The 19,899-nt window shown below is 72.3% G+C and carries 17 protein-coding genes; 14 read left to right on the top strand and 3 right to left on the bottom strand.

Annotated features, from left to right (window positions below; translation table 11 throughout):
- Positions 1-11: 11 nt before the first annotated feature.
- The 6 genes from NBZ83_RS09910 to era all read left to right on the top strand — a co-directional run bounded on the left by NBZ83_RS09910 (position 12) and on the right by era (position 5,258).
- Entirely contained in the window at positions 12-764 is a 753-nt protein-coding gene (locus NBZ83_RS09910) for a 16S rRNA (uracil(1498)-N(3))-methyltransferase (RefSeq protein ID WP_261568475.1), read from the top strand.
- Between the two features lie 145 nt (positions 765-909).
- Entirely contained in the window at positions 910-1,956 is a 1,047-nt protein-coding gene (locus NBZ83_RS09905) for a PhoH family protein (RefSeq protein ID WP_261568465.1), read from the top strand.
- A gap of 28 nt (positions 1,957-1,984) precedes the next feature.
- Positions 1,985-2,530 carry an rRNA maturation RNase YbeY gene (gene ybeY, locus NBZ83_RS09900; RefSeq protein WP_261568464.1) on the top strand — a complete coding sequence of 182 codons (546 nt, stop codon included), beginning with the start codon at positions 1,985-1,987 and terminating at the stop codon, positions 2,528-2,530.
- Between the two features lie 19 nt (positions 2,531-2,549).
- On the top strand, positions 2,550-3,911 hold the full coding sequence (locus tag NBZ83_RS09895) for a hemolysin family protein (RefSeq protein WP_261568474.1): 1,362 nt from the start codon (positions 2,550-2,552) through the stop codon (positions 3,909-3,911).
- A complete protein-coding gene (locus NBZ83_RS09890; RefSeq protein WP_261568463.1) occupies positions 3,908-4,312 on the top strand; it encodes a cytidine deaminase-like protein in 405 nt (134 codons plus the stop codon). Before NBZ83_RS09895 ends, NBZ83_RS09890 begins: the two co-directional genes overlap by 4 nt.
- Position 4,313: 1 nt before the next feature.
- A complete protein-coding gene (gene era / locus NBZ83_RS09885; protein ID WP_261568462.1) occupies positions 4,314-5,258 on the top strand; it encodes a GTPase Era in 945 nt (314 codons plus the stop codon).
- 347 nt (positions 5,259-5,605) lie between these two features.
- Here era and NBZ83_RS09880 read toward each other — a convergent pair whose 3' ends face one another.
- Positions 5,606-6,496 carry an NUDIX domain-containing protein gene (locus tag NBZ83_RS09880; RefSeq protein ID WP_261574810.1) on the bottom strand — a complete coding sequence of 297 codons (891 nt, stop codon included), beginning with the start codon at positions 6,494-6,496 and terminating at the stop codon, positions 5,606-5,608.
- A 185-nt stretch (positions 6,497-6,681) separates the two neighbouring features.
- Here NBZ83_RS09880 and recO point away from each other — a divergent pair, with 185 nt between their 5' ends.
- From recO to NBZ83_RS09850, 6 genes are all read left to right on the top strand, one after another.
- On the top strand, positions 6,682-7,407 hold the full coding sequence (gene recO, locus NBZ83_RS09875; protein ID WP_261568473.1) for a DNA repair protein RecO: 726 nt from the start codon (positions 6,682-6,684) through the stop codon (positions 7,405-7,407).
- Positions 7,408-7,720: 313 nt separating this feature from the next.
- A complete protein-coding gene (locus NBZ83_RS09870; RefSeq protein ID WP_261568460.1) occupies positions 7,721-8,518 on the top strand; it encodes an isoprenyl transferase in 798 nt (265 codons plus the stop codon).
- Positions 8,511-9,077 carry an antibiotic biosynthesis monooxygenase gene (locus NBZ83_RS09865; RefSeq protein ID WP_261574809.1) on the top strand — a complete coding sequence of 189 codons (567 nt, stop codon included), beginning with the start codon at positions 8,511-8,513 and terminating at the stop codon, positions 9,075-9,077. Before NBZ83_RS09870 ends, NBZ83_RS09865 begins: the two co-directional genes overlap by 8 nt.
- Before the next feature lie 328 nt (positions 9,078-9,405).
- Positions 9,406-12,501, top strand: coding sequence for a glycine--tRNA ligase (locus tag NBZ83_RS09860; protein ID WP_261568458.1), 3,096 nt, complete (start codon positions 9,406-9,408; stop codon positions 12,499-12,501).
- Positions 12,502-12,608: 107 nt separating this feature from the next.
- The gene (locus NBZ83_RS09855) at positions 12,609-13,295 is read left to right on the top strand and encodes a YdcF family protein (RefSeq protein WP_261568457.1); all 687 of its coding nucleotides are present in this window, start codon (positions 12,609-12,611) and stop codon (positions 13,293-13,295) included.
- A gap of 392 nt (positions 13,296-13,687) precedes the next feature.
- Positions 13,688-15,562 (top strand): transketolase, encoded by a 1,875-nt coding sequence (locus NBZ83_RS09850; RefSeq protein ID WP_261568456.1) that lies wholly within the window; start codon positions 13,688-13,690, stop codon positions 15,560-15,562.
- Positions 15,563-15,786: 224 nt separating this feature from the next.
- Here the strand turns inward: NBZ83_RS09850 and NBZ83_RS09845 are convergent, their stop codons facing one another.
- Positions 15,787-16,326 carry a PH domain-containing protein gene (locus NBZ83_RS09845; RefSeq protein ID WP_261568455.1) on the bottom strand — a complete coding sequence of 180 codons (540 nt, stop codon included), beginning with the start codon at positions 16,324-16,326 and terminating at the stop codon, positions 15,787-15,789.
- 40 nt (positions 16,327-16,366) lie between these two features.
- The gene (locus NBZ83_RS09840) at positions 16,367-16,522 is read right to left on the bottom strand and encodes a hypothetical protein (protein ID WP_261568454.1); all 156 of its coding nucleotides are present in this window, start codon (positions 16,520-16,522) and stop codon (positions 16,367-16,369) included.
- Positions 16,523-16,616: 94 nt separating this feature from the next.
- On the opposite strand from NBZ83_RS09840, the gene NBZ83_RS09835 reads away from it, so the two are divergent.
- Both NBZ83_RS09835 and dnaG read left to right on the top strand, forming a co-directional pair.
- Positions 16,617-17,876 (top strand): deoxyguanosinetriphosphate triphosphohydrolase, encoded by a 1,260-nt coding sequence (locus NBZ83_RS09835; RefSeq protein ID WP_261568453.1) that lies wholly within the window; start codon positions 16,617-16,619, stop codon positions 17,874-17,876.
- A gap of 461 nt (positions 17,877-18,337) precedes the next feature.
- Positions 18,338-19,899: DNA primase (gene dnaG, locus NBZ83_RS09830; RefSeq protein ID WP_261574807.1), on the top strand; the 1,562-nt coding region annotated here is incomplete at its 3' end.

Below are 19,899 nucleotides of genomic sequence, written 5' to 3'. Positions count from 1 at the left end.
TGACCAACGCGCTGTTCCGGCTGTCCCCGCTGCCCACCGCGGACGTGTTCACCTTGGCCGGCCCCGAGGGGCGTCATGCGGCGACGGTGCGCCGGTTGCGGCCAGGCGAGCCGGTGGACGTCACTGACGGTCATGGGGCGGGGTTGGAGTGCGCCGTCGTGGCGGTCCGGCGCGACGAGATCGACTGCGCGGTGCGCCGACGGGTCGACGCGGTGGCGCCCCGTCCGCGTCTCGTCGTCGTGCAGGCGCTGGCCAAGGGCGACCGCGGCGAGCGGGCGGTGGAGATGCTGACCGAGGTCGGCGTCGACGAGATCGTGCCGTGGTCGGCGGCGCGGTCGGTGGTCCGCTGGGAGGGCGAGCGTGGCGCGCGGGCCCGGGAACGCTGGGTCCGGGCCGCGGCGGAGGCGTCGAAGCAGTCCCACCGGCTGCACTGGCCGGTGGTCGGTGCCCTGGTCGGGACGGCGGAGCTGACCCGGCGGGTGGCGTCGGCGGCGCTCGCCGTGGTGCTGCACGAGCAGGCCGGCGACCCGCTGGTGGGTTTGGCTCGCCTCGGCGCCGCGGACGTGGGCGCCGCGGAGATTCTGCTGGTCGTGGGGCCCGAGGGCGGCATCGCCGAGGCGGAGGTGGACGCGCTGCGTCGGGCCGGCGCCGCGGCGGCGCGCCTGGGTCCGACCGTGCTACGTACCTCCACCGCCGGCGTCGTCGCGTCCGCGGTCGTCCTCGCCGATCTCGGTCGCTGGGACGCTCGGGGTGATGATGGATAGACTGGCGGGGTAACGCCCGCGGCTGGCTTTCGGTGGGCGGCTCCCGCCTCGGCGGGGCGCTGACCTGAGGCCCAGCCGCCGCGTCGCACCATCCACCACGGCTATCGATCCCGAGAGGTGCCGCGGCCGTAGCTGGCCGCTCTCTATGCCCGAATCCGTCACGCCACCCGTCGCGTCGCCCGCTCCGGTCACGACGCGCATCGTCGTCCCCGGCCCGCACAGCATGGTGAGTCTGCTGGGCCACCAGGACGAGCTGCTGCGCACCGTCGAGCGGGCGTTTTCCTCGGACATCCACGTGCGCGGCAACGAGATCACCATCACCGGTCCGCCGGCGGAGAACGAGCTGGCCGCGCAGCTGTTCGCGGAGCTCATCGCGCTGCTCGACGCGGGCACCGAGCTCAGCCCGCAGCACGTCGACCACTCCCTGGCGATGCTGCGCAGCGGTTCCGAGGAACGGCCCGCCGAGGTCCTCACTCTCAACATCCTGTCGAACCGGGGCCGGACGATCCGGCCCAAGACGCTCAACCAGAAGCGTTACGTCGACGCGATCGACCACCACACGATCGTGTTCGGGATCGGGCCCGCCGGTACCGGCAAGACGTACCTGGCGATGGCGAAGGCGGTTCAGGCGCTGCAGGCCAAGAAGGTCAACCGGATCATCCTGACCCGGCCGGCGGTCGAGGCGGGGGAGCGACTCGGCTTCCTGCCGGGCACCCTGTACGAGAAGATCGACCCGTACCTGCGCCCCCTCTACGACGCGCTGCACGACATGATCGACCCGGACTCGATCCCGCGGCTGATCCAGGCCGGGACGATCGAGGTCGCCCCGCTGGCCTACATGCGTGGCCGGACCCTGAACGATGCCTTCATCATCCTCGACGAGGCGCAGAACACCTCGCCCGAGCAGATGAAGATGTTCCTCACCCGGCTCGGCTTCGGGGCCAAGATCGTGGTGACGGGTGACGTCACCCAGGTCGACCTGCCCAGCGGCACCCGCAGCGGGCTGCGGGTCGTCCGGGAGATCCTCGACGGCGTCGAGGACGTCCATTTCGCGTCTCTGACCAGCTCCGACGTAGTTCGCCACCGGCTGGTGGGCGAGATCGTCGACGCGTACGCCCGCTGGGACGCCGTCGAGGACCGTGCCGGTGCTCCGGCGGCGCCCGCCCGTCCGGGCCGCCGCGAGCGTCGGTGACCGTGTCGGGGTTCGGAGAGGACAGCTGATGGCCGTGTTCGTCGCCAACGAGTCAGGCGCGAACGACGTCGACGAGGTCCGGCTGACGGCGCTCGCCCGGTTCGTGCTCGACGCGATGAAGGTGAACCCGCTGGCGGAGCTGTCGGTGATGCTGGTCGAGGAGAAGGCCATGGCCGACCTGCACGTGCGGTACATGGGCGAGGAGGGCCCGACCGACGTGCTGTCCTTCGCCCAGGACGACGCGTTCGACGCATCCTGGTCGGAGTCGGCCGATGACGACCCCACGACGCTGCTCGGTGACGTGGTGCTCTGCCCCGAGGTCGCGCGTCGGCAGGCGGAGCAGGCGGGGCACTCCCGCGAACGCGAGCTGCATCTGCTGTGCACCCACGGCATCCTGCACCTGCTCGGGTACGACCACGCCGAGCCGGACGAGGAACGCGAGATGTTGAAGATCCAGAACAAGCTGCTGGCGTCCTGGGATGTCGCGGTGGAGGCCGTCGGCGGGAAACGTCCCGCCGACGGTGCGGTCGGTGCGGACGGAGCTGGAGAGCCCGGCCCCACCGCCGCACGCTGACCCCGGCACGGGGGAGCCGATGAGCTCCGGCGATCTTCTTCTTGTCTTCATCACGGTGGTCGCCTCCCTCGCCGCCGCGGGGCTCGGTTGCGTGGACGCGGCCCTGACCAGGGTGTCGCGGGTGTCGGTGGAGAACTTCGCGCGCCAGGGGCGGGCGGGCGCGGTGAACCTCGCCACCGTGGTCGCCGACCCCGGCCGTTTCCTCGCGCTGCTGCTGCTCCTGCGGATCGTCGGCGAGATGCTCGCCGCCGCCTGCCTGACGATCCTGTTCGCGCACGCCTACGGCACGGGCCTCGCCGCGGTCGGGCTGGGCACGCTGGTGGCGACCCTGATCGCCTACATCCTCGTCGGGGTGATGTTCCGGACGCTCGGCCGCCAGCACGCGCCGGCGGTCGCGCTCGCCACCGCCGGGCTCACCGTCCGCCTCGCCCGGATCTTCGGGCCGCTGCCGCGCCTGCTCATCGCGCTGGGTAACGCTGTCACTCCGGGTCCAGGGTTCCGTGACGGGCCCTTCGCCTCCGAGGCGGAGCTGCGTGACCTGGTCGACCTCGCCGAGGAGAACGAGGTCATCGAGCGCGGCGAACGCGACATGATCGCGTCGGTGTTCGAGCTGGGGGACACCCTCGTCCGGGAGGTGATGGTGCCCCGGCCGGACATGGTGTTCATCGAGTCGACGAAGACCGTCCGCCAGGCCCTCTCGCTCGCCCTGCGCAGCGGCTTCTCCCGGATCCCGGTGATCGGCGAAAGCGTCGACGACGTCGTGGGGATCGCCTTCCTCAAGGACATGGTCCGCCGCGAGCGCGACGGCGACGAGGACGGCCCCATCGCCGAGATCATGCGTGCGCCCGTGCTCGTACCGGAGAGCAAGCCCGCCGACGATCTGCTGCGGGAGATGCAGGCGTCGCGGACCCACATGGCGATCGTCATCGACGAGTACGGTGGGACCGCCGGGCTCGTGACCATCGAGGACATCCTCGAGGAGATCGTCGGCGAGATCACCGACGAGTACGACAGCGAGGTGGCACCGGTGGAGTGGCTCGATCCCGACACGGCCCGGGTCACCGCCCGGCTCGACGTGGACGGCCTCGCCAAACTGTTCGACTTCGACGTCGACGAGCTGCCCGGCGCGGACGACTCGGTGACCGTCGGTGGCCTGCTGGCCACTGCCCTGGGGCGGGTGCCCATTCCGGGCGCGACGGTGACGGTCGGCGGCCTCCGGCTGTCCGCGGAACGGGCGGCCGGCCGGCGCAACCAGATCGGCACGATCGTCGTCAGCCGCCCGCCGCGCCCGCAGGCCCGCGCCGACGACCCAGCCTCGGGCGGAGCAGACGGCGGTGAGCCGGCCGGGCGCTCATCACAGCACGGAAAGGTGATCTCGTGACCCCAGATCCGACCAGGCCGGCGACCGCGCCCGCCGGGGCGGCCCTCGACCTGGCCGCGGAGGACGCGAAGCTGCTCGTCCTGGCCCGCTCGGCGCGGCTGCGCGCTCATGTCCCCGAGGGCCAGCCCGCCGAGGGCGCGGCCCTGCGCGACACCGACGGCCGCACCTACGCCGCCGCCACCGTCGGCCTGAGCCGGCCCGAGCTGGCGATCTCGGCTCTGCGGGCGGCCGTGGCCGCGGCGGTCTCCAGCGGGGCCCGCCGCTTCGAGGCCGCGGCTGTTGTTACCGAGGGTGACGAAATTGCGAGCGATGACCTTGCCACCCTCGCCGAGTTCGGCACCGGCGTCCCCGTCTTCCTCGGTGGCACCGACGGCGTGGCCCGCCGCAGGGCGACCAGCTGACGTGTCGACCCCAAGCCCCGCCCCCGGCGGCACGACCCCGATCGAGTTCCGGTCCGGGTTCGCCTGCCTCGTCGGCCGGCCCAACGCCGGCAAATCGACGTTGACCAACGCCCTTGTCGGTACCAAGGTCGCCATCACCAGCGGCCGGCCGCAGACGACCCGGCACGCCATCCGGGGCATCGTGCACCGCGCCGACGCCCAGCTCGTCCTCGTCGACACGCCCGGCCTGCACCGACCCCGCACCCTGCTTGGGCAGCGGCTCAACGACGTCGTGCGGGCCACCCTGTCCGAGGTCGACGTCGTCGGGTTCTGCATGCCCGCCGACGAGCCCGTGGGCCGCGGTGACCGCTTCATCGCCGAGGAGCTGTCCCGCCTGCCGAAACGGACACCGGTGGTGGCCATCCTGACCAAGACCGACAAGGTCGGCGACGCGGACCGGATCGGCGCGCGGCTGCTCGACGTCGCCGCCCTCGGCGAGTTCAGCGACATCGTCCCGGTCAGCGCCATCCGCTCCTACCAGGTGGACGTGCTCGCCGAACTGCTGGCAGCCCGGCTGCCGAAGGGGCCCGCGCTGTACCCCGGCGGCGAGCTGACCGACGAGCCCGAGCAGGTCATGGTTGCCGAGCTGGTCCGGGAGGCGGCGCTGGAAGGGGTCCGCGACGAGCTGCCCCACTCGCTGGCGGTGGTCGTCGAGGAGATGATCCCCCGGGAGGGCCGATCACCGCAGAACCCGCTGCTGGACGTGCGGGTCAACGTCTTCGTCGAGCGGCCCAGCCAGAAGGCGATCGTCATCGGCGCCGGCGGCTCCCGACTCAAGGCGGTCGGCACCCGGGCCCGCGGGCAGATCGAGGCGCTGCTCGGGACGCCGGTCTTCCTGGACCTGCACGTCAAGGTCGCCAAGGACTGGCAGCGAGACCCCCGCCAGCTACGCCGCCTGGGTTTCTAGCCGGGTCGGTCCCAGGCCGCCACCGAGCAGCACGGTCGCCGCCTTCCCCGCTCGCCCTGCCCGGAACGAACCATCGCGGTGGCGGTGGCAAGGGACGAGTGCAGCCCCCGGGTCGCAGATCATGCCGACCGTCGGTACATTCCGTGCCCAGTCGATCGCGTAAAGTGGGAAGACCGGTCCGCCAGCCGCCATCAACCTTCAGCAATTTCCGATGCAACCACTACGAGCGGAGCACCGGTCGAACGACAGATCAACAAGCTCAAGGCCTGGCTAAGTGACTATCTGGCGTCGCGAGAAGGATTCGGGACCATTCAGGTGTCCCGAACTTCCGAAGTCTCGGGTTGCACCTATGGCCTTCCCCGTCGCGACGCCCACCGCCGCCACCAGGGCGCAGGCGGCGGCAGGGGTCTGGTCACGGCCGACCCCTCTTGGACGACGGCCCCATCGACGATCTCCAGCATCGGTGGCATAGCTCGGCGCCGGCTCCGCACGGGCTCGGCGGCCTCGCCGTCGGCTGCTGGCACCGCGGCGGTCAGGGCCTCCCCGGCGGCTGGGGCCCCCTGGGGGGCCAAGGGCCCGCGGCGAGTCGCGGATCCGTCTGAGGCCGCAGTCTCGTCCCACCGTGCGGCCTGGTCCGAGCTCGCGGTCTGGTCCGAGCCCTCGGTCTCGTCCGAGCTCGCGGTCTGGTTCGAGGTCGGGATTTCCACGGAGGGCGCGGCCTCGTTGTCGGCGTTCGTCGCGGCGCTGGCGCAGCGGGCTTCGACGAGGGTCAGCGGCGGTGCGTCGTCGGTGAGTGCGGCGACCAGCAGCGCCTGGCGGTTGGCGAGGATGAATTCCTTGGCCTCCGGCGGTTGCAGGGCGTAGCGGTTGAGCTTCTTGCCGCGCAGATCGATCCGTTCGACGTCGTAGCGGCCCTTGGCGGGGTTCGTGAACTCCTCGCCGGTGCGCCTGCTCAGGTCCATGGAGACCAGGCGGCAGACGAAGAAGTGCGACACCGCGATCCCGTCGCCGCGCGGCGGGCTGGTGAGGAACACCTGCTGGACGCGGTCGACCGTCGCCCCGAGTTCCTCGGCGAGCTCGCGGTGCAGCGCAGCCTCCACCGAGCCGTCCTCGCGGTCCACCCCGCCGCCGGGCGTGGACCAGTAGGGCTTGCGCTTCGGCAGCGTCCGCCGGAAGAGCACCAGGCGGCCGTTGCCGTCGATGAGGATTGCTCGCGCCGCCCGCCGTACCACCCGCACCGAACCATCATCCGCAACCGGCGGCGCGCGGTGCAGGCGAGGCCGGTATCCATCGGCAGAGTTGTCTATTTGTACTTCCTTGTATACGGGAGGTTGCAAAGCGGGGCTGGTGCGTCGCCGCCCTCTGTCGGATGACCTCGCCTTACCGTGCCGACCCAGGGTCGTGCAACCATGGGCGGGTGCCGGTGTATCGCGACGAAGGGGTCGTCCTGCGAACGACCCCTCTCGCCGAGGCGGACCGCATCATCACCGTGCTCACTCGGCGTAACGGCCGGGTCCGGGCCGTAGCCAAGGGTGTGCGTAAGACGTCCTCGCGGTTCGGCTCCCGGCTGGAGCCGGGCACGCATGTCGATCTGATGCTGCACTCCGGCCGGTCGCTGGACACCGTCACCCAGGCCGACATCATCTCCCCCTACGGGGCGACGATCGCGCTCGACTACGGCCGGCACACCGCCGCGGCCGTGATGCTCGAGACCGCCGAGCGGCTGACCAGCGAGGAGCGTCAGCCCGGGTTGCGGCTGTTCCTGCTGCTCGTCGGTGGTCTGCGCACCCTGGCCGCGGGGCAGCGGCCGGCTCCGCTCGTGCTGGATGCCTTCCTGCTTCGATCGCTGGCGGTGTCCGGCTACGGCATGGCCCTGGACGACTGCGCGCGGTGCGGGGAGCCGGGGCAGCACCTGTCGTTGTCCGTCGCGGGCGGCGGCGTAGTGTGCCCGCAATGTCGTCCGCACGGCGCCGCGTCGGTCTCGGCGGGGGCGGTGCGGCTCCTCACCGACCTGTTGCGCGGCGACTGGGACGGCGCGTTGGTCAGCGATGTCCGCGCCCGGCGGGAGGCCGGTGGCATCGTCGCCGCCTATCTCCAGTGGCATCTCGAACGGGGGCTGCGCGCGCTACCGCATCTGGAACGGGCATGAGTGGCCGTGGCCGGGCCGGCGCGGGACCGCGCTGTTCGAGTAGTCGCGCCGGGACGGCGTCGTTCCGGTCGGTCCACGACTCGCCGGGCGCCGGTCGGGGGACACGTGCCGGTCAGGGGACACGTGCTGGTTGGGGACGCGCTGGTCGGGGATGCGCTGGGAGGGGACGAGGACGGACATGGTGAGGTGGACAGCGGCGGTGGGCGCTCCCGGCGCGATCCGGCGTTGGCAGGGGGACGGGGTGGCGATGGCAGGTACCGGTACGACGGATGACGGCTCGGCGCTGCCCCGGCCGGTTCTGGGGAGGTAGGCAGTGACTTTGCGCAATGACGTGGGGACGCGGTTCCGTGATCCGCACCCCCATCCCTCAGGGGCCCGGCCCCCGGCGCTGCCGCGCAGCCTGGTGCCACGGCACGTGGGCATCGTCATGGACGGAAATGGCCGCTGGGCCAAGCGGCGCGGGCTCGCCCGGACGAAGGGGCACGAGGCCGGGGAGGACGCGCTGTTCGACTGCGTCGAGGGTGCGATCGAGCTCGGCGTGCGATGGCTGTCGGTGTACGCCTTCTCGACGGAGAACTGGAAGCGTTCGCCGGACGAGGTGGCGTTCCTGATGGGCTTCACCGACAAGGTGTTCGGCCGGCGGATCGCGGACATGGAAGCGCTCGGGGTGCGGGTGCGGTGGGCGGGGCGCCGACCGCGGCTCTGGGGGAACGTGATCCGGCGCTTGGAGTCCTCGGAGGAGCGTACCCGCGACAACGACCGGCTCACGCTGGTGATGTGCGTGAACTACGGCGGGCGGGCCGAGATCGCGGACGCGGCGGCGGCGATCGCCCGGGACGTGCGCGAGGGGCGGCTTCGGGCCGACCGGATCGACGAGGCCACGGTGAGCCGCTACCTCGACGAGCCCGACATGCCCGACCTTGACCTGGTCATCAGGACGTCCGGCGAGCAGCGGCTGAGCAACTTCCTGCTCTGGCAGGCGGCCTACGCCGAGTTCTCGTTCGTCGAGACGCTGTGGCCCGACTTCGACCGGCGCAATCTGTGGCAGGCGTGCGAGGAGTACGCCCGCCGCGACCGGCGCTACGGCGGGATCGTCGCCCATCGTGCCTGACCGGCCGGCCGACGCCGGCGCCGGCGAGCTCACGGATGCCGGTCCGGCCCGGCCGGGCCCGACGGTGGGTGGCGGACCCGAGCCCGGGGGTGTCGGCGGCGGCTGGGCGGCCGCGGGTTCCGGGGCGCCGGTGGTCGCCGAGATCCGCTTCGCGGTGCCGGGGGCGGCCGCGGCCGGCTTTCCGGCGGCGGCGCGGGCGGCGCTCGGCGCGCTCGCCCGGGCCGCCGGCTTCCGGTCCGGCCGGCTGGCCCGGGCGCTCGACGAGCCGGCGTCCTGGCTGCTGACCACCGAGTGGGACGGCCCCGGCCCGTGGCGCCGGGCGCTGTCCGCGTTCGAGGTGCGTTATGCCCTCACGCCGCTGCTCGCCCACGCCGTCGACGTGCCCGGTGCCTTCGAGGTGCTCGCCGCCGTGGACCCGCCCGTGGCGCGGGGCACCGGCGGCGGCCGGCCCGGCGTCGGTCCTACCGAGGTGGGAGATGGGGACGTCGACCACCTCGGTAGGACCTACCGCTCGGACCGCGCCGCGGACGCGGATACCGCCGCGCCCGGCTCGTCCTGACCGGGCCCTGGTCGACTGGTGTTCCGTGGTGCCCGCGGCCGGGACGTCGTGGCGCGGGCCCGGCCTGGCGCCGGATTGTCGGTGCCGACCGGTAGCCTCGGGTCAGCATCACCGACCCATGGATCTCCGCGCTCCGATGCATCGTGGTGTCGGATCTCGGGGGGACCGGACCCAGGGCGAGCGGGCCGGCCGGATCTTCGGGACACCCACCAATGATCATCGGAGGGTCTGTCCCCGGCAGATCGCCGCGCGCGGCCCGGGGCCGGACCGTGGGTGGGGCGCCCCGCCCCGCTCGTGACCGTGACAGCGAAAAGCCGAGGCTCACCCGATGTTGACCATGCAGGACGCGTTGCTGGCGCTGACCCGCTACTGGACCGACCGGGGCTGCATGATCATGCAGCCGTTCAACACCGAGGTCGGCGCCGGTACGCTCAACCCGGCCACGGTGCTGCGGGTGCTCGGTCCGGAGCCGTGGCGGGTGGCCTACGTGGAGCCCTCGGTCCGCCCCGACGACTCCCGCTACGGCCAGAACCCCAACCGCCTGCAGACGCACACCCAGTTCCAGGTGATCCTCAAGCCCGACCCGGGCAATGCCCAGGAGCTCTACCTCGGTAGCCTGGCCGCGATCGGGGTCGACACCGCCGCCCACGACGTCCGCTTCGTCGAGGACAACTGGGCCTCACCCGCGCTCGGCGCCTGGGGGCTCGGCTGGGAGGTGTGGCTCGACGGACTGGAGATCACCCAGTTCACCTACTTCCAGCAGGCCGGCGGCCAGACCCTCGACACCACCAGCGTCGAGATCACCTACGGCATGGAACGCATCCTCATGGCGCTGCAGGGGGTTCGCCACTTCAGCGAGCTCGCCTACGCCCCGGGCATCTCCTACGGCGAGGTGTTCGGCCAGGCCGAGTACGAGATGTCGCGGTACTACCTCGACGATGCCGACATCGACACCGTGCGCCGCCTCTACGCCGACTACGCCGCCGAGGCCCGCCGGCTCGTCGACGCCCGGCTGCCGGTCCCGGCGCACTCCTACGTGCTGAAGTGCTCGCACGCGTTCAACATCCTCGACTCGCGCGGAGCGGTGTCGACCACCGAGCGGGCGACCTCCTTCGCGCAGATGCGCGGGCTGTCCCGCGAGGTCGCGGCCCTGTGGCGGGACCGCCGCGAGGAGCTCGGCCACCCGCTCGGCGTGGCCACGCCGCCCCCGCCCGCCGTGCCGGCCGCCGTGCCCACTCCGGTGCGCGAGCCGGCCACCCTGCTGTTCGAGATCGGCACGGAGGAGCTGCCCGCGGCCGAGGTGACCCGGACGGTGGAGACGGTGCGCGCCGGCCTGCTCGACCGGCTGGCCGCCACCCGCCTCACCCACGGCGACGTGCGCGTGCTGGGCACCCCCCGCCGGATCGTCGCGATCGTCGACGACGTCGCCCCGCGGGAGCCGGACGTCGAGCGCGTGGTGCGCGGTCCGCGGGTCACGGCCGCCTACGACGCCGCGGGTGCGCCGACGAAGGCCGCCGTCGGTTTCGCCCGCGGCCAGGGCGCGGACCCGGCGGATCTGCAGACCGTCACCCACCGCGACGTCGAGCACGTCGCGGTGGTCCGCACCGAGGCCGGCCGGGACGCCACCGAGGTGCTGGCCGAGCTCCTCGGCGAGCTCGTCGCCGGGCTGCGCGCGGAGCGCAACATGCGCTGGAACGATCCGGCGCTGTCCTTCAGCCGTCCGGTGCGCTGGCTCGTTGCCCTGCTCGGTGAGGTGGTGGTGCCGGTCGCGGTGTCCTCCCTCGCCGCCGGCCGGACCACCCTGGGCCATCGGCGGGCCGGATCACCGCCGATCGAGGTGGCCTCCGCCCGCGGCTATCCGGAGCTGCTCGCCGCCCGCTCGATCCTGCTCGACCCGGCGGTGCGCCGCGACCTCATCGTCGAGGCGGCCGCCAAGCTCACCGCGGACACCGGCGGCCACATCGATCCCGTGGCCGACGCCGACACCCTCGCCGAGGTGACGAACCTCGTCGAGTTCCCGCGGCCGCTGCTGGGCTCCTTCGAGGGCCGCTTCCTGGAGCTGCCCGCGGAGATCCTCACCACCGTCATGCGCAAGCACCAGCGGTACCTGCCCGTGCGCGACGCCGCTGGTCGGCTGTTGCCGGCCTTCGTCGCCGTCGCCGACGGCAACGTCGACGACGCGCTGGTGCGCGCCGGCAACGAGGACGTCATCCGCGCCCGGTTCACCGACGCCGCGTTCTTCTACGACGCCGACGTCAAGGTGCCGTTGGAGACCTTCCGTGCCGGGCTCGCGAAGCTCACCTTCGAACAGCGGCTCGGCTCGGTCGCCGACCGGGCGGATCGGATCGGGGCGCTGGCCGGCGCGCTCGGCGACGAGATCGGCCTCGGTGCCGCCGACCGGGCGGCGTTGGAGCGCGCGGCCGCTCTCGCCAAGTTCGACCTGGCCACCCAGATGGTGATCGAGCTGTCCAGCCTCGCCGGCACGATGGCCCGGGAGTACGCCCGCCGGGCCGGCGAGCCCGAGGCCGTCGCCACCGCGCTCTACGAGATGGAGCTGCCGCGGCGGGCCGGCGACGACCTGCCCGCCACCATCGGCGGCTCGCTGCTCGCCCTCGCCGACCGGCTCGACCTGCTCGTCGGGCTGTTCGCCCTGGACGCCGCGCCGACGGGCAGCTCCGACCCGTTCGGGCTGCGCCGGGCGGCGCTTGGCGCGGCCGCGATCCTCGGCAGCCGGCCCGAGCTCGCCAGCCTCGACATCGCCGACCTCCTCGCCCGGGCGGCCCGGCTCACCCCGGTGCCGGTGTCCCCGCAGGCGCTCGCGGCGGCCGAGGCGTTCGTCCGCGGTCGCTACACCCAGCAGCTGCTCGACAGCGGGATCGACCACCGCCTGGTCGGCGCGGTAGCCCCGCTCACCGGCACGCCGGCACGCGCGGCGAGCACCCTCGCGACGCTGCGCAGGCTGCTCGGAGAGCCCGCCGGGGCGGCGCTGGCCGGCGCCGGCCAGCCGCCCGCAGCAGCGGCGGCGGCGGCGGTGGGCGACCCGGCCGGGTTCGCCGCCCTGGCGGCGGCGCTGCAGCGGGTCCGCCGCATCGTTCCGGCCGACACCCCCGCCACCGCAGACGCCGAGCGGCTCGTCGAGCCGGCCGCCGCCCGACTCCTGGCCGTGGTCACCGCGTTGGCGGGGCGCCTCGACGCGCCGGCAGGTTCGCCCGCTCACTCGGCAGTCGTGCCGCTCGGCGAGTTGGTCGCCGCGGCGGGGGAGTTGCCGGCCGCGATCGACGGGTTCTTCGACGCGCTGATGGTGATGGATCCGGATCCGGCGGTCCGCGCGGCCCGGCTCGGCCTGCTCGCCCGGATCCGGGATCTCACGGCGGGAACCCTGGACTGGGAGGCGCTCGGCTCGCTGTCCACCGCCGGCCACTGACGCCGCCTCCGGACCGCCGTCCGGTCACCCGCGAAAGAACCAGAACGAACGTGCACATAGGCCGCGCTGCGTCGGATAGTCCCCGACGAGGGCTACTGTTCCATCGCGTGGGTCTGTCCCGTCCTAGCCTCGCCGTCCATCCCTTCCGCGCGACCTGGTATCAGGTTCCCTGGTGGCGGTGGGCGGTCCGGGCTGTGGTCGCGGTCGTGGTCGCCATCGTCGTCCTGACCGTGGTGACGTTCGGTCAGGTGTGGTGGGTGGGCCGGGAGGATCACCGGCCCACCTCCGACACCCTGGTCGTCCTCGGAGCTTCGCAGTACAACGGGCGCCCCTCGGCGGTCTTCGCCGCCCGCCTGGACCATGCGCTGGAGCTCTATCGGCAGGGCGTCGCACCGAACGTGATCACCATCGGCGGCAAGCAGCCCGGCGACCGCTACACCGAGGCCGAGGCCGGCGCCGCGTACCTGCGCCGCCGCGGCATCCCCGCGGATCGGGTGATCGTCATCCCGGAGGGCTCGGACACCCTTGGTTCGCTGACGGCCGTCGCCGGTGTCATGAACACCCGGCACTGGCGGTCGACAGTCCTGGTCACCGATCCCTGGCACAGCCTGCGATCCCGGACGATGGCACGCGACCTCGGGCTGGACGCGGCCACGTCGCCGGTCACCCGCGGCCCGGCGGTCCACGGCATCGACACGAAGGTCCGCTACATCATTCGCGAGGGCATCGGCTACCGCTGGTACCAGCTTTTCCACCGGGCATCGCCACCCTCGGCGACCACGCGGGCGGTCTGAGCTCTGCTCCCGGTGCGGGCGTTTCCAGCGGCGGGCGTTTCCCGGCGCGGATGGGCCTGCCGCCGGCACTGACCGGCTCGGCACCTTCCGGCGCGGTGGGCGGATCACCCGCCGGGGCTGCGCGCCGCCACGCGGCGGTGGGCAGCGGTGGGGCGGCCGAGGGTCGTGGGACGGCCAGAGGGCGATATCGGGTGATTTTTCGATGTGACCTACCCGCGGCGCGTTCGACCCTCTTCGGTGGTCACCCACGCTGGTACGGTTCGGATCGCCGGGTGAAAGGGTAGTGCGACAAGCGGCAGTGACGCAAGGCGGCGGAGACGGCCACCCGACGCGTGCGACAACACTCCGGAGATTACCTTCCGTGAGTGTAACGACTTCCGAAGGAGACTGGCGTGGCAACTCCCGTATCCGAGAGTGCGGTCGGGACGGCCGATCTGGAGACAGTCCGGGAATTTGCGCAGCAGCTGCGGGTCGACTCGGTGCGCAGCAGCACCTCGGCCGGTTCCGGACATCCCACCTCTTCGATGTCCGCTGCGGACGTGCTGGCCGCCCTCGTCGCCCGGCACCTGCGCTACGACTGGGACAACCCCGAGGACCCGGCGAACGACCACCTCATCTTCTCGAAGGGGCACGCCTCCCCGCTGATCTACTCGATCTTCAAGGCGGTCGGGGTCGTCAGCGACGCCGAGCTCATCAACGGCTACCGCCGCTTCGGTGAGCGGCTGCAGGGCCACCCCACCCCGATCCTGCCCTGGGTCGACGTCGCCACCGGTTCGCTCGGGCAGGGCCTGCCCGACGGCGTGGGGGTGGCGCTCGCCGGCAAGTACCTGGACAAGGTGCCCTACCGCGTCTGGGTGATCTGCGGCGACAGTGAGATGGCGGAGGGGTCGGTCTGGGAGGCGCTGGACAAGGCGTCCTACTACAACCTGTCGAACCTCATTGCGATCGTCGACGTCAACCGGCTCGGCCAGCGCGGCCCGACCGAGCTCGGCTGGGATCTCGACACCTACGCCAAGCGGGTCGAGTCGTTCGGCGCCCGCGCGGTCGTCGTCGACGGCCACGACATCGCCGCGATCGACGAGGCGCTCGCCGACGCCGAGGACGCGACCCGGCCGACCGTCATCCTCGCCCGCACCCACAAGGGCGCCGGCTTCTCGGAGACCTCCGACAAGGAGGGCTGGCACGGCAAGCCCTTCCCGCCCGACATGGCCGAGCGTGCCATCGCCGAGCTCGGCGGCGAGCGCAACCTGCGCATCCGCGGCCCGGTGCCGGGGCCGGACTTCCCGCGCCCGGAGCCCTTCAGTCGGCCGGCGATCACCCTGCCCAGCTACGAGCTCGGGGCCAAGGTCGCGACGCGGCGGGCCTACGGGCAGGCGCTGGCCGCCCTCGGGGCGCGCACCGATGTCGTCGCCCTCGACGCCGAGGTGAGCAACTCGACGTACTCCGAGGACTTCGGCAAGGCGTACCCGGACCGGTTCTTCGAGATCTTCATCGCCGAGCAGCAGCTCGTCGCGGCGGCGGTCGGCCTGTCGGTGCGCGGCTACGTGCCGTTCGCCTCCACCTTCGCCGCCTTCTTCTCCCGCGCCTACGACTTCATCCGGATGGCGGCGATCTCCCAGGCCGACATCCGGCTGTCCGGCAGCCACGCCGGGGTGGAGATCGGCGCGGACGGTCCGTCGCAGATGGCGCTGGAGGACCTGGCGATGATGCGGGCCGTCGGCGGGTCGACGGTGCTCTACCCGAGCGACGCGACGTCCGCCGCCAAGCTCGTCGAGATCATGGCCGACCTGTCCGGGGTGAGCTACCTGCGCACCACGCGTGGCGCCTACCCGGTGCTCTACGGTCCGGACGAGCCGTTCGCCCCCGGCGGCTCCAAGGTGCTGCGCCGTTCGGACGGCGACACCGTCACGCTCATCGGTGCCGGCGTCACCCTGCACCAGGCCCTGGCCGCGGCCGACACGCTCGCCGCGGAGGGGGTCGCCGCCCGAGTGATCGACCTTTACTCGGTCAAGCCGGTCGATGCCGCGACCCTGCTTGACGCCGCCCGGGCCACCGGCGGGCGCATCGTCGTCGCCGAGGATCACTACCCGGAGGGCGGCCTGGCCAGCGCCGTGCTCGGGGCGCTGGACGACAGCGGGCTGCCGCTGTCCGTTCGTCATCTCGCGGTGCGTTCCCTGCCTGGTTCCGGCACGCCCGAGGAGCTGCTCGACGCCGCCGGCATCTCGGCGAAGCACATCGTCGAGGCGGCCCGCGACCTGCTGCGCTGACCGTCCTCCTCCCGGCACCGGCGCGCGGTGCCCCGCGGCGCCGGACCGGGAGATGGTGCGTGACGGCAGCGGGGCCGGAAGGACGTCGTCCCCCGGCCCCGCTGTCTGTCGTGATGCCCGTGGCCGCCCCGCCGAGGCCTGGCGCCGTCACACGCCCGGCTGGTCCGACGGCTCGGCCACTCCCGCGTCGTCCCCCGCGGGTTGGATCGGCGTGCCGCCAGCGTCTAGTCGTCGCCGGCAGGGGAGGGCGCCCCACCGAAGGTCATGTCGACCAGGGTGAGGTAGAGCCGGTCAGGCCGCGGCAGGAACTGGATCTTGGATAGGGCCTGGTCCTGCCCGGCGGACTCGACCACGAACTCGCCGTAGCCGAGCAGCCGCCCCAGTGGATCCCGGTTGTAGGTCAGATCTGTGATCTTGGACAGCGGCATCGTCTGGACCTTGCGGAAGAAGATCCCCGAAACTTTCAGCAACCGCTTGTCGGTGATCATCAGATGATCGAACTGCCAGTCGGCGACCTTCCAGAGCATTCGCAAGATCATAAAGAGCGCGAAGTACCACAACAGTGTGGTGATGAAGCCCGCGTCGACGTCCTGCGCGGCGAACAGGACGCTCGCCACCAGGGCGAGCAGCACCGCACCCAGGGTCTGGAGGAGGACGGGAAGCAGGACGGCCCAGTGCAGCCGCACCATCATGACCAGACGTTCCTGCGACGCCAGGTACTTGGTGTCGCGCTGGGCCGGATCCGGGAGCTGAAGTCTCACCACGCCCGTAGTGTCCCAGACATCAGGGCTGCCTGGGCTGGCATTACAGGGCGGTGTCGGTGACGAACGTGGACACCCCGTCGGCCCATGACTGCAGCCAACCGAACACACGGTCGATGATACTGGCAGCGCTGTTTGGTGCGGTCACCACAAAAAAGACGATGAACGCGATCGCGCCATACTTAATGATCTTGTCCACGGCGGGCCTCCGGGCCGATTGGTGAAGGGTGCGCACAAAGTATCGTCGCTGCGATCGGCCGAGGTCCCCGAATCGCGCCGATACGCTCAACCTCGTGGTCGGTGAGTGGTATGACGCTTCGGATACAGTCCGTCGGGTCTTGGAACGGCCGAAGGCTACACCTGTGCCGCGGGCCCCGTTCGTACGGGACCGGGCTCGGGTGCTGCACTCCAGCGCGCTGCGCCGGCTGGCGGGAAAGACGCAGGTCGTAGGCCCGCTCGACGACGATTTTCCGCGTACTCGGCTCACCCATTCGCTCGAGACCGCCCAGGTGGGGCGGGAACTCGCGGCGGAGCTGGGAGCCGATGCGGACCTCGTCGATGCGGCGTGTCTCGCACACGACCTCGGACATCCCCCTTTCGGGCACAACGGTGAGCTGGCGCTGAACGAGGCGGCGGCAGCCTGCGGCGGGTTCGAGGGCAACGCACAGAGCCTGCGGGAGCTGACGAGACTGGAAGTCAAGATCGTTGACGAGGAGGGGCGCAGCGCGGGGCTGAACCTGACGCGTGCAAGCCTGGACGCCGCGACCAAGTACCCCTGGGTGCGCCGGGACGCCCCGCCGGAGCACGCGGGGAAGTTCGGCGCCTACGACGACGACCTGCCCATGCTGGAGTGGGTGCGCGCGGGTGCGCCGCCGGGGCGGCGGTGCTTCGAGGCCCAGATCATGGACTGGGCCGACGACGTCGCCTACTCGGTCCACGATCTTGAGGACGGGGTCGTGGGCGGGCACATCGAGCTCGCCGCGCTCGACGACCCGGGGCACCGCGAGGAGCTGGCCGCCGCCACCGCGCGGCGCTACGGCGTCTCGGCGGCGGCGGTGTCGGCGGCCCTGGACATGCTGCGTGCCCAGCCCTGGTGGATCCGCTCGGAGATCACGTCGGCCCGCGGCCAGGCGGCGCTGCGGGCGATGACGAGCGAGCTGATCGCACGGTTCTCCCGCGCGGCGGTGCGTTCCACCCGGGAACGCCACCCCACCGGGCCGCTGCGGCGCTACGGCGCGGACCTGGCGGTGGATCCCGCCACGGTGGCCGAGTGCGCCGCCCTCAAGGGGGTCACCGCGTGGTACGTCATGGAGCGGCCGGGCGCGCGGACCCGGCAGGCCCGGCAGCGGGAGGTCGTCGCCGAACTGGTGGAACTGTTGCTGCGCGCCGCGCCGCGGTCACTGGACCCGTCGTTGCGTGCCCGTTTCGAGGCGGCACCGGACGACGCCGCCCGGCTGCGGGTGGTCGTCGACCAGGTGGCCCGCCTGACGGATGCGAGTGCCGAGCGGCGTCACGCCGCGCTGAGCGGACGGCCGGTGCATCGTGTGCTCTGAGCCCGCACGCCGGTCGGCGACAGCCCGCGGCGGGTGCGGGTGGCGCCGTCCCGGCTGGCGCGCGTCGAGGGGTGACCCCGGGTCCCTCCGACGGGTGATCGTCGCTCCCCCGGCGGGGGGAGCGACGCCGTCCCCGAAGGGGGCAGGGGTGCATCCCCCGCCTTAGGGAGGGTCGCCACGGCCGGCCGCGGGGCTGATCTTCCGCACAGGTGTGCAGGTGGCGGCCATTGTCCTCAACATTCACGTGGCATGATCGGTACTGTCGTGCTTACGACACGTACCATCGCACCGGTAGGACCGATGTGAGCGGCGCCGCGTCCGCCGTCACCGCCGACATTGGCCGGGGGTCCGGCGCCGGTGCCGTGGCGGTCGGTTCCGCGGCGATGGGATGGCGCACTACTGGCGGGCGTTCTGCCCCGGGCGAGGTACCTCTCGCCCGACACGGACGAGGGGAGGGACGGGTGGCCGGACGAATCCGTGACGCCGACGTCGCCCTGGTCCGGGAGCGCTCGCCGATCGCGGACGTCGTCTCCGACCACGTCCAGCTTCGCCCGGCAGGGCGCAACGAGCTGGTCGGGCTCTGCCCGTTCCACGAGGAGAAGTCACCCTCCTTCTACGTCAACGTGGCCACCGGTCTGTTCCACTGCTTCGGCTGCCAGCAGGGCGGCGACGTCTACTCCTTCGTCCGCGAGATCGACGGGCTGAGCTTCCGGGAGGCCGCCGAGCGGCTGGCCCGCCGAGCCGGGGTCACGCTGACCTTCGAGGGCGGTGGCACCACCGGCCGGACCGTGTCCAGCCAGCGTCAGCGACTGCTGGAGGCGCACCGGATCGCGGCCGAGTTCTACGCCGAGCAACTCGGCGGCCATCCCTCGGCCCGGGCCGGCTGGGACTTCCTCACCGCCCGCGGCTTCGACCTCACCGCGGCACAGCGCTTCGGCGTCGGCTACGCCCCGACCGGCTGGGACGCGCTCACCCGCCATCTGCTGTCACGCCGCTTCACCGGCGAGGAACTCGTGCTCGGGGGGCTGTCCAAACAGGGATCCCGCGGGGGCCTGATCGATCGATTCCATCACCGGCTCATGTGGCCGATCCGAGACCTCGCCGGTGAGGTGGTCGGCTTCGGCGGGCGTCGCCTCGCCGAGGACGACACACCGGGCGCCGGTCCCAAGTATCTCAACACGCCCGAGACGCCGCTGTTCAAGAAGGCGAGCCTGCTCTACGGGGCGGAGCTGGCCCGCCGCGACATCGCCCGGCGTTACCAGGTCGTGGTGGTCGAAGGCTACACCGACGTGATGGCCTGCCATCTCGCCGGGGTCACCACCGCCGTGGCGACCTGTGGGACCGCCTTCGGCCCGGAGCACGTCGCCGTCGTGCGCCGGCTGCTCATGGACTCCGACGAGCGCCACGGCGAAGTGATCTTCACCTTTGACGGTGACACCGCCGGTCAGAAGGCGGCCCTGCGGGCCTTCGAGCACGAGGAGCGCTTCGCCACCCAGACATTCGTCGCGGTGGAACCCGCCGGGCTCGACCCGTGCGAGCTGTGGATGCGCGGTGGGGACGCCGCGGTGCGCGAGTTGATCGCGCGGCGCGTCCCGCTCGTGGAGTTCGCGATCCGTGGGGTTCTCGGCCGCTACAACCTCGACACCACCGAGGGCCGCCTCGCCGCTCTGGACGCCGCCGCGCCGTTGATCAACAGGATCAAGGACGCCGGCCTGCGCCACGGCTACGCGGTGAACCTGGACCGCTGGCTGGGCTTCCTCGACGAGAGGTTCGTGGCGCGCCGGGTCGCCGAGCACCGGGCGCAGCAGGCCGGCGGCGGCCACTCCGCGTCCGTCGCGTCGGCCGCGGGCCGCCGGGAGCCCGCCGCAACAGATCCGGTCGTGATCGTGGAGCGTGAGGCGCTCAAACTCGCGGTCCAGTTTCCGGGACTTGTAGGGCCGATGTTCGACACGCTGGCCCCGGAGATGTTCACTGTTCCCGCGCACCGTGCCGTCCGCGAGCTCATAGCGGGTCTGGGTGGGGT

Source organism: Frankia gtarii, assembly GCF_025403375.1.
GTDB lineage: Bacteria > Actinomycetota > Actinomycetes > Frankiales > Frankiaceae > Frankia > Frankia gtarii.
The sequence above is the reverse complement of the archived record's forward strand: the minus strand, read 5'-3'. Positions and strand labels throughout refer to the sequence as shown.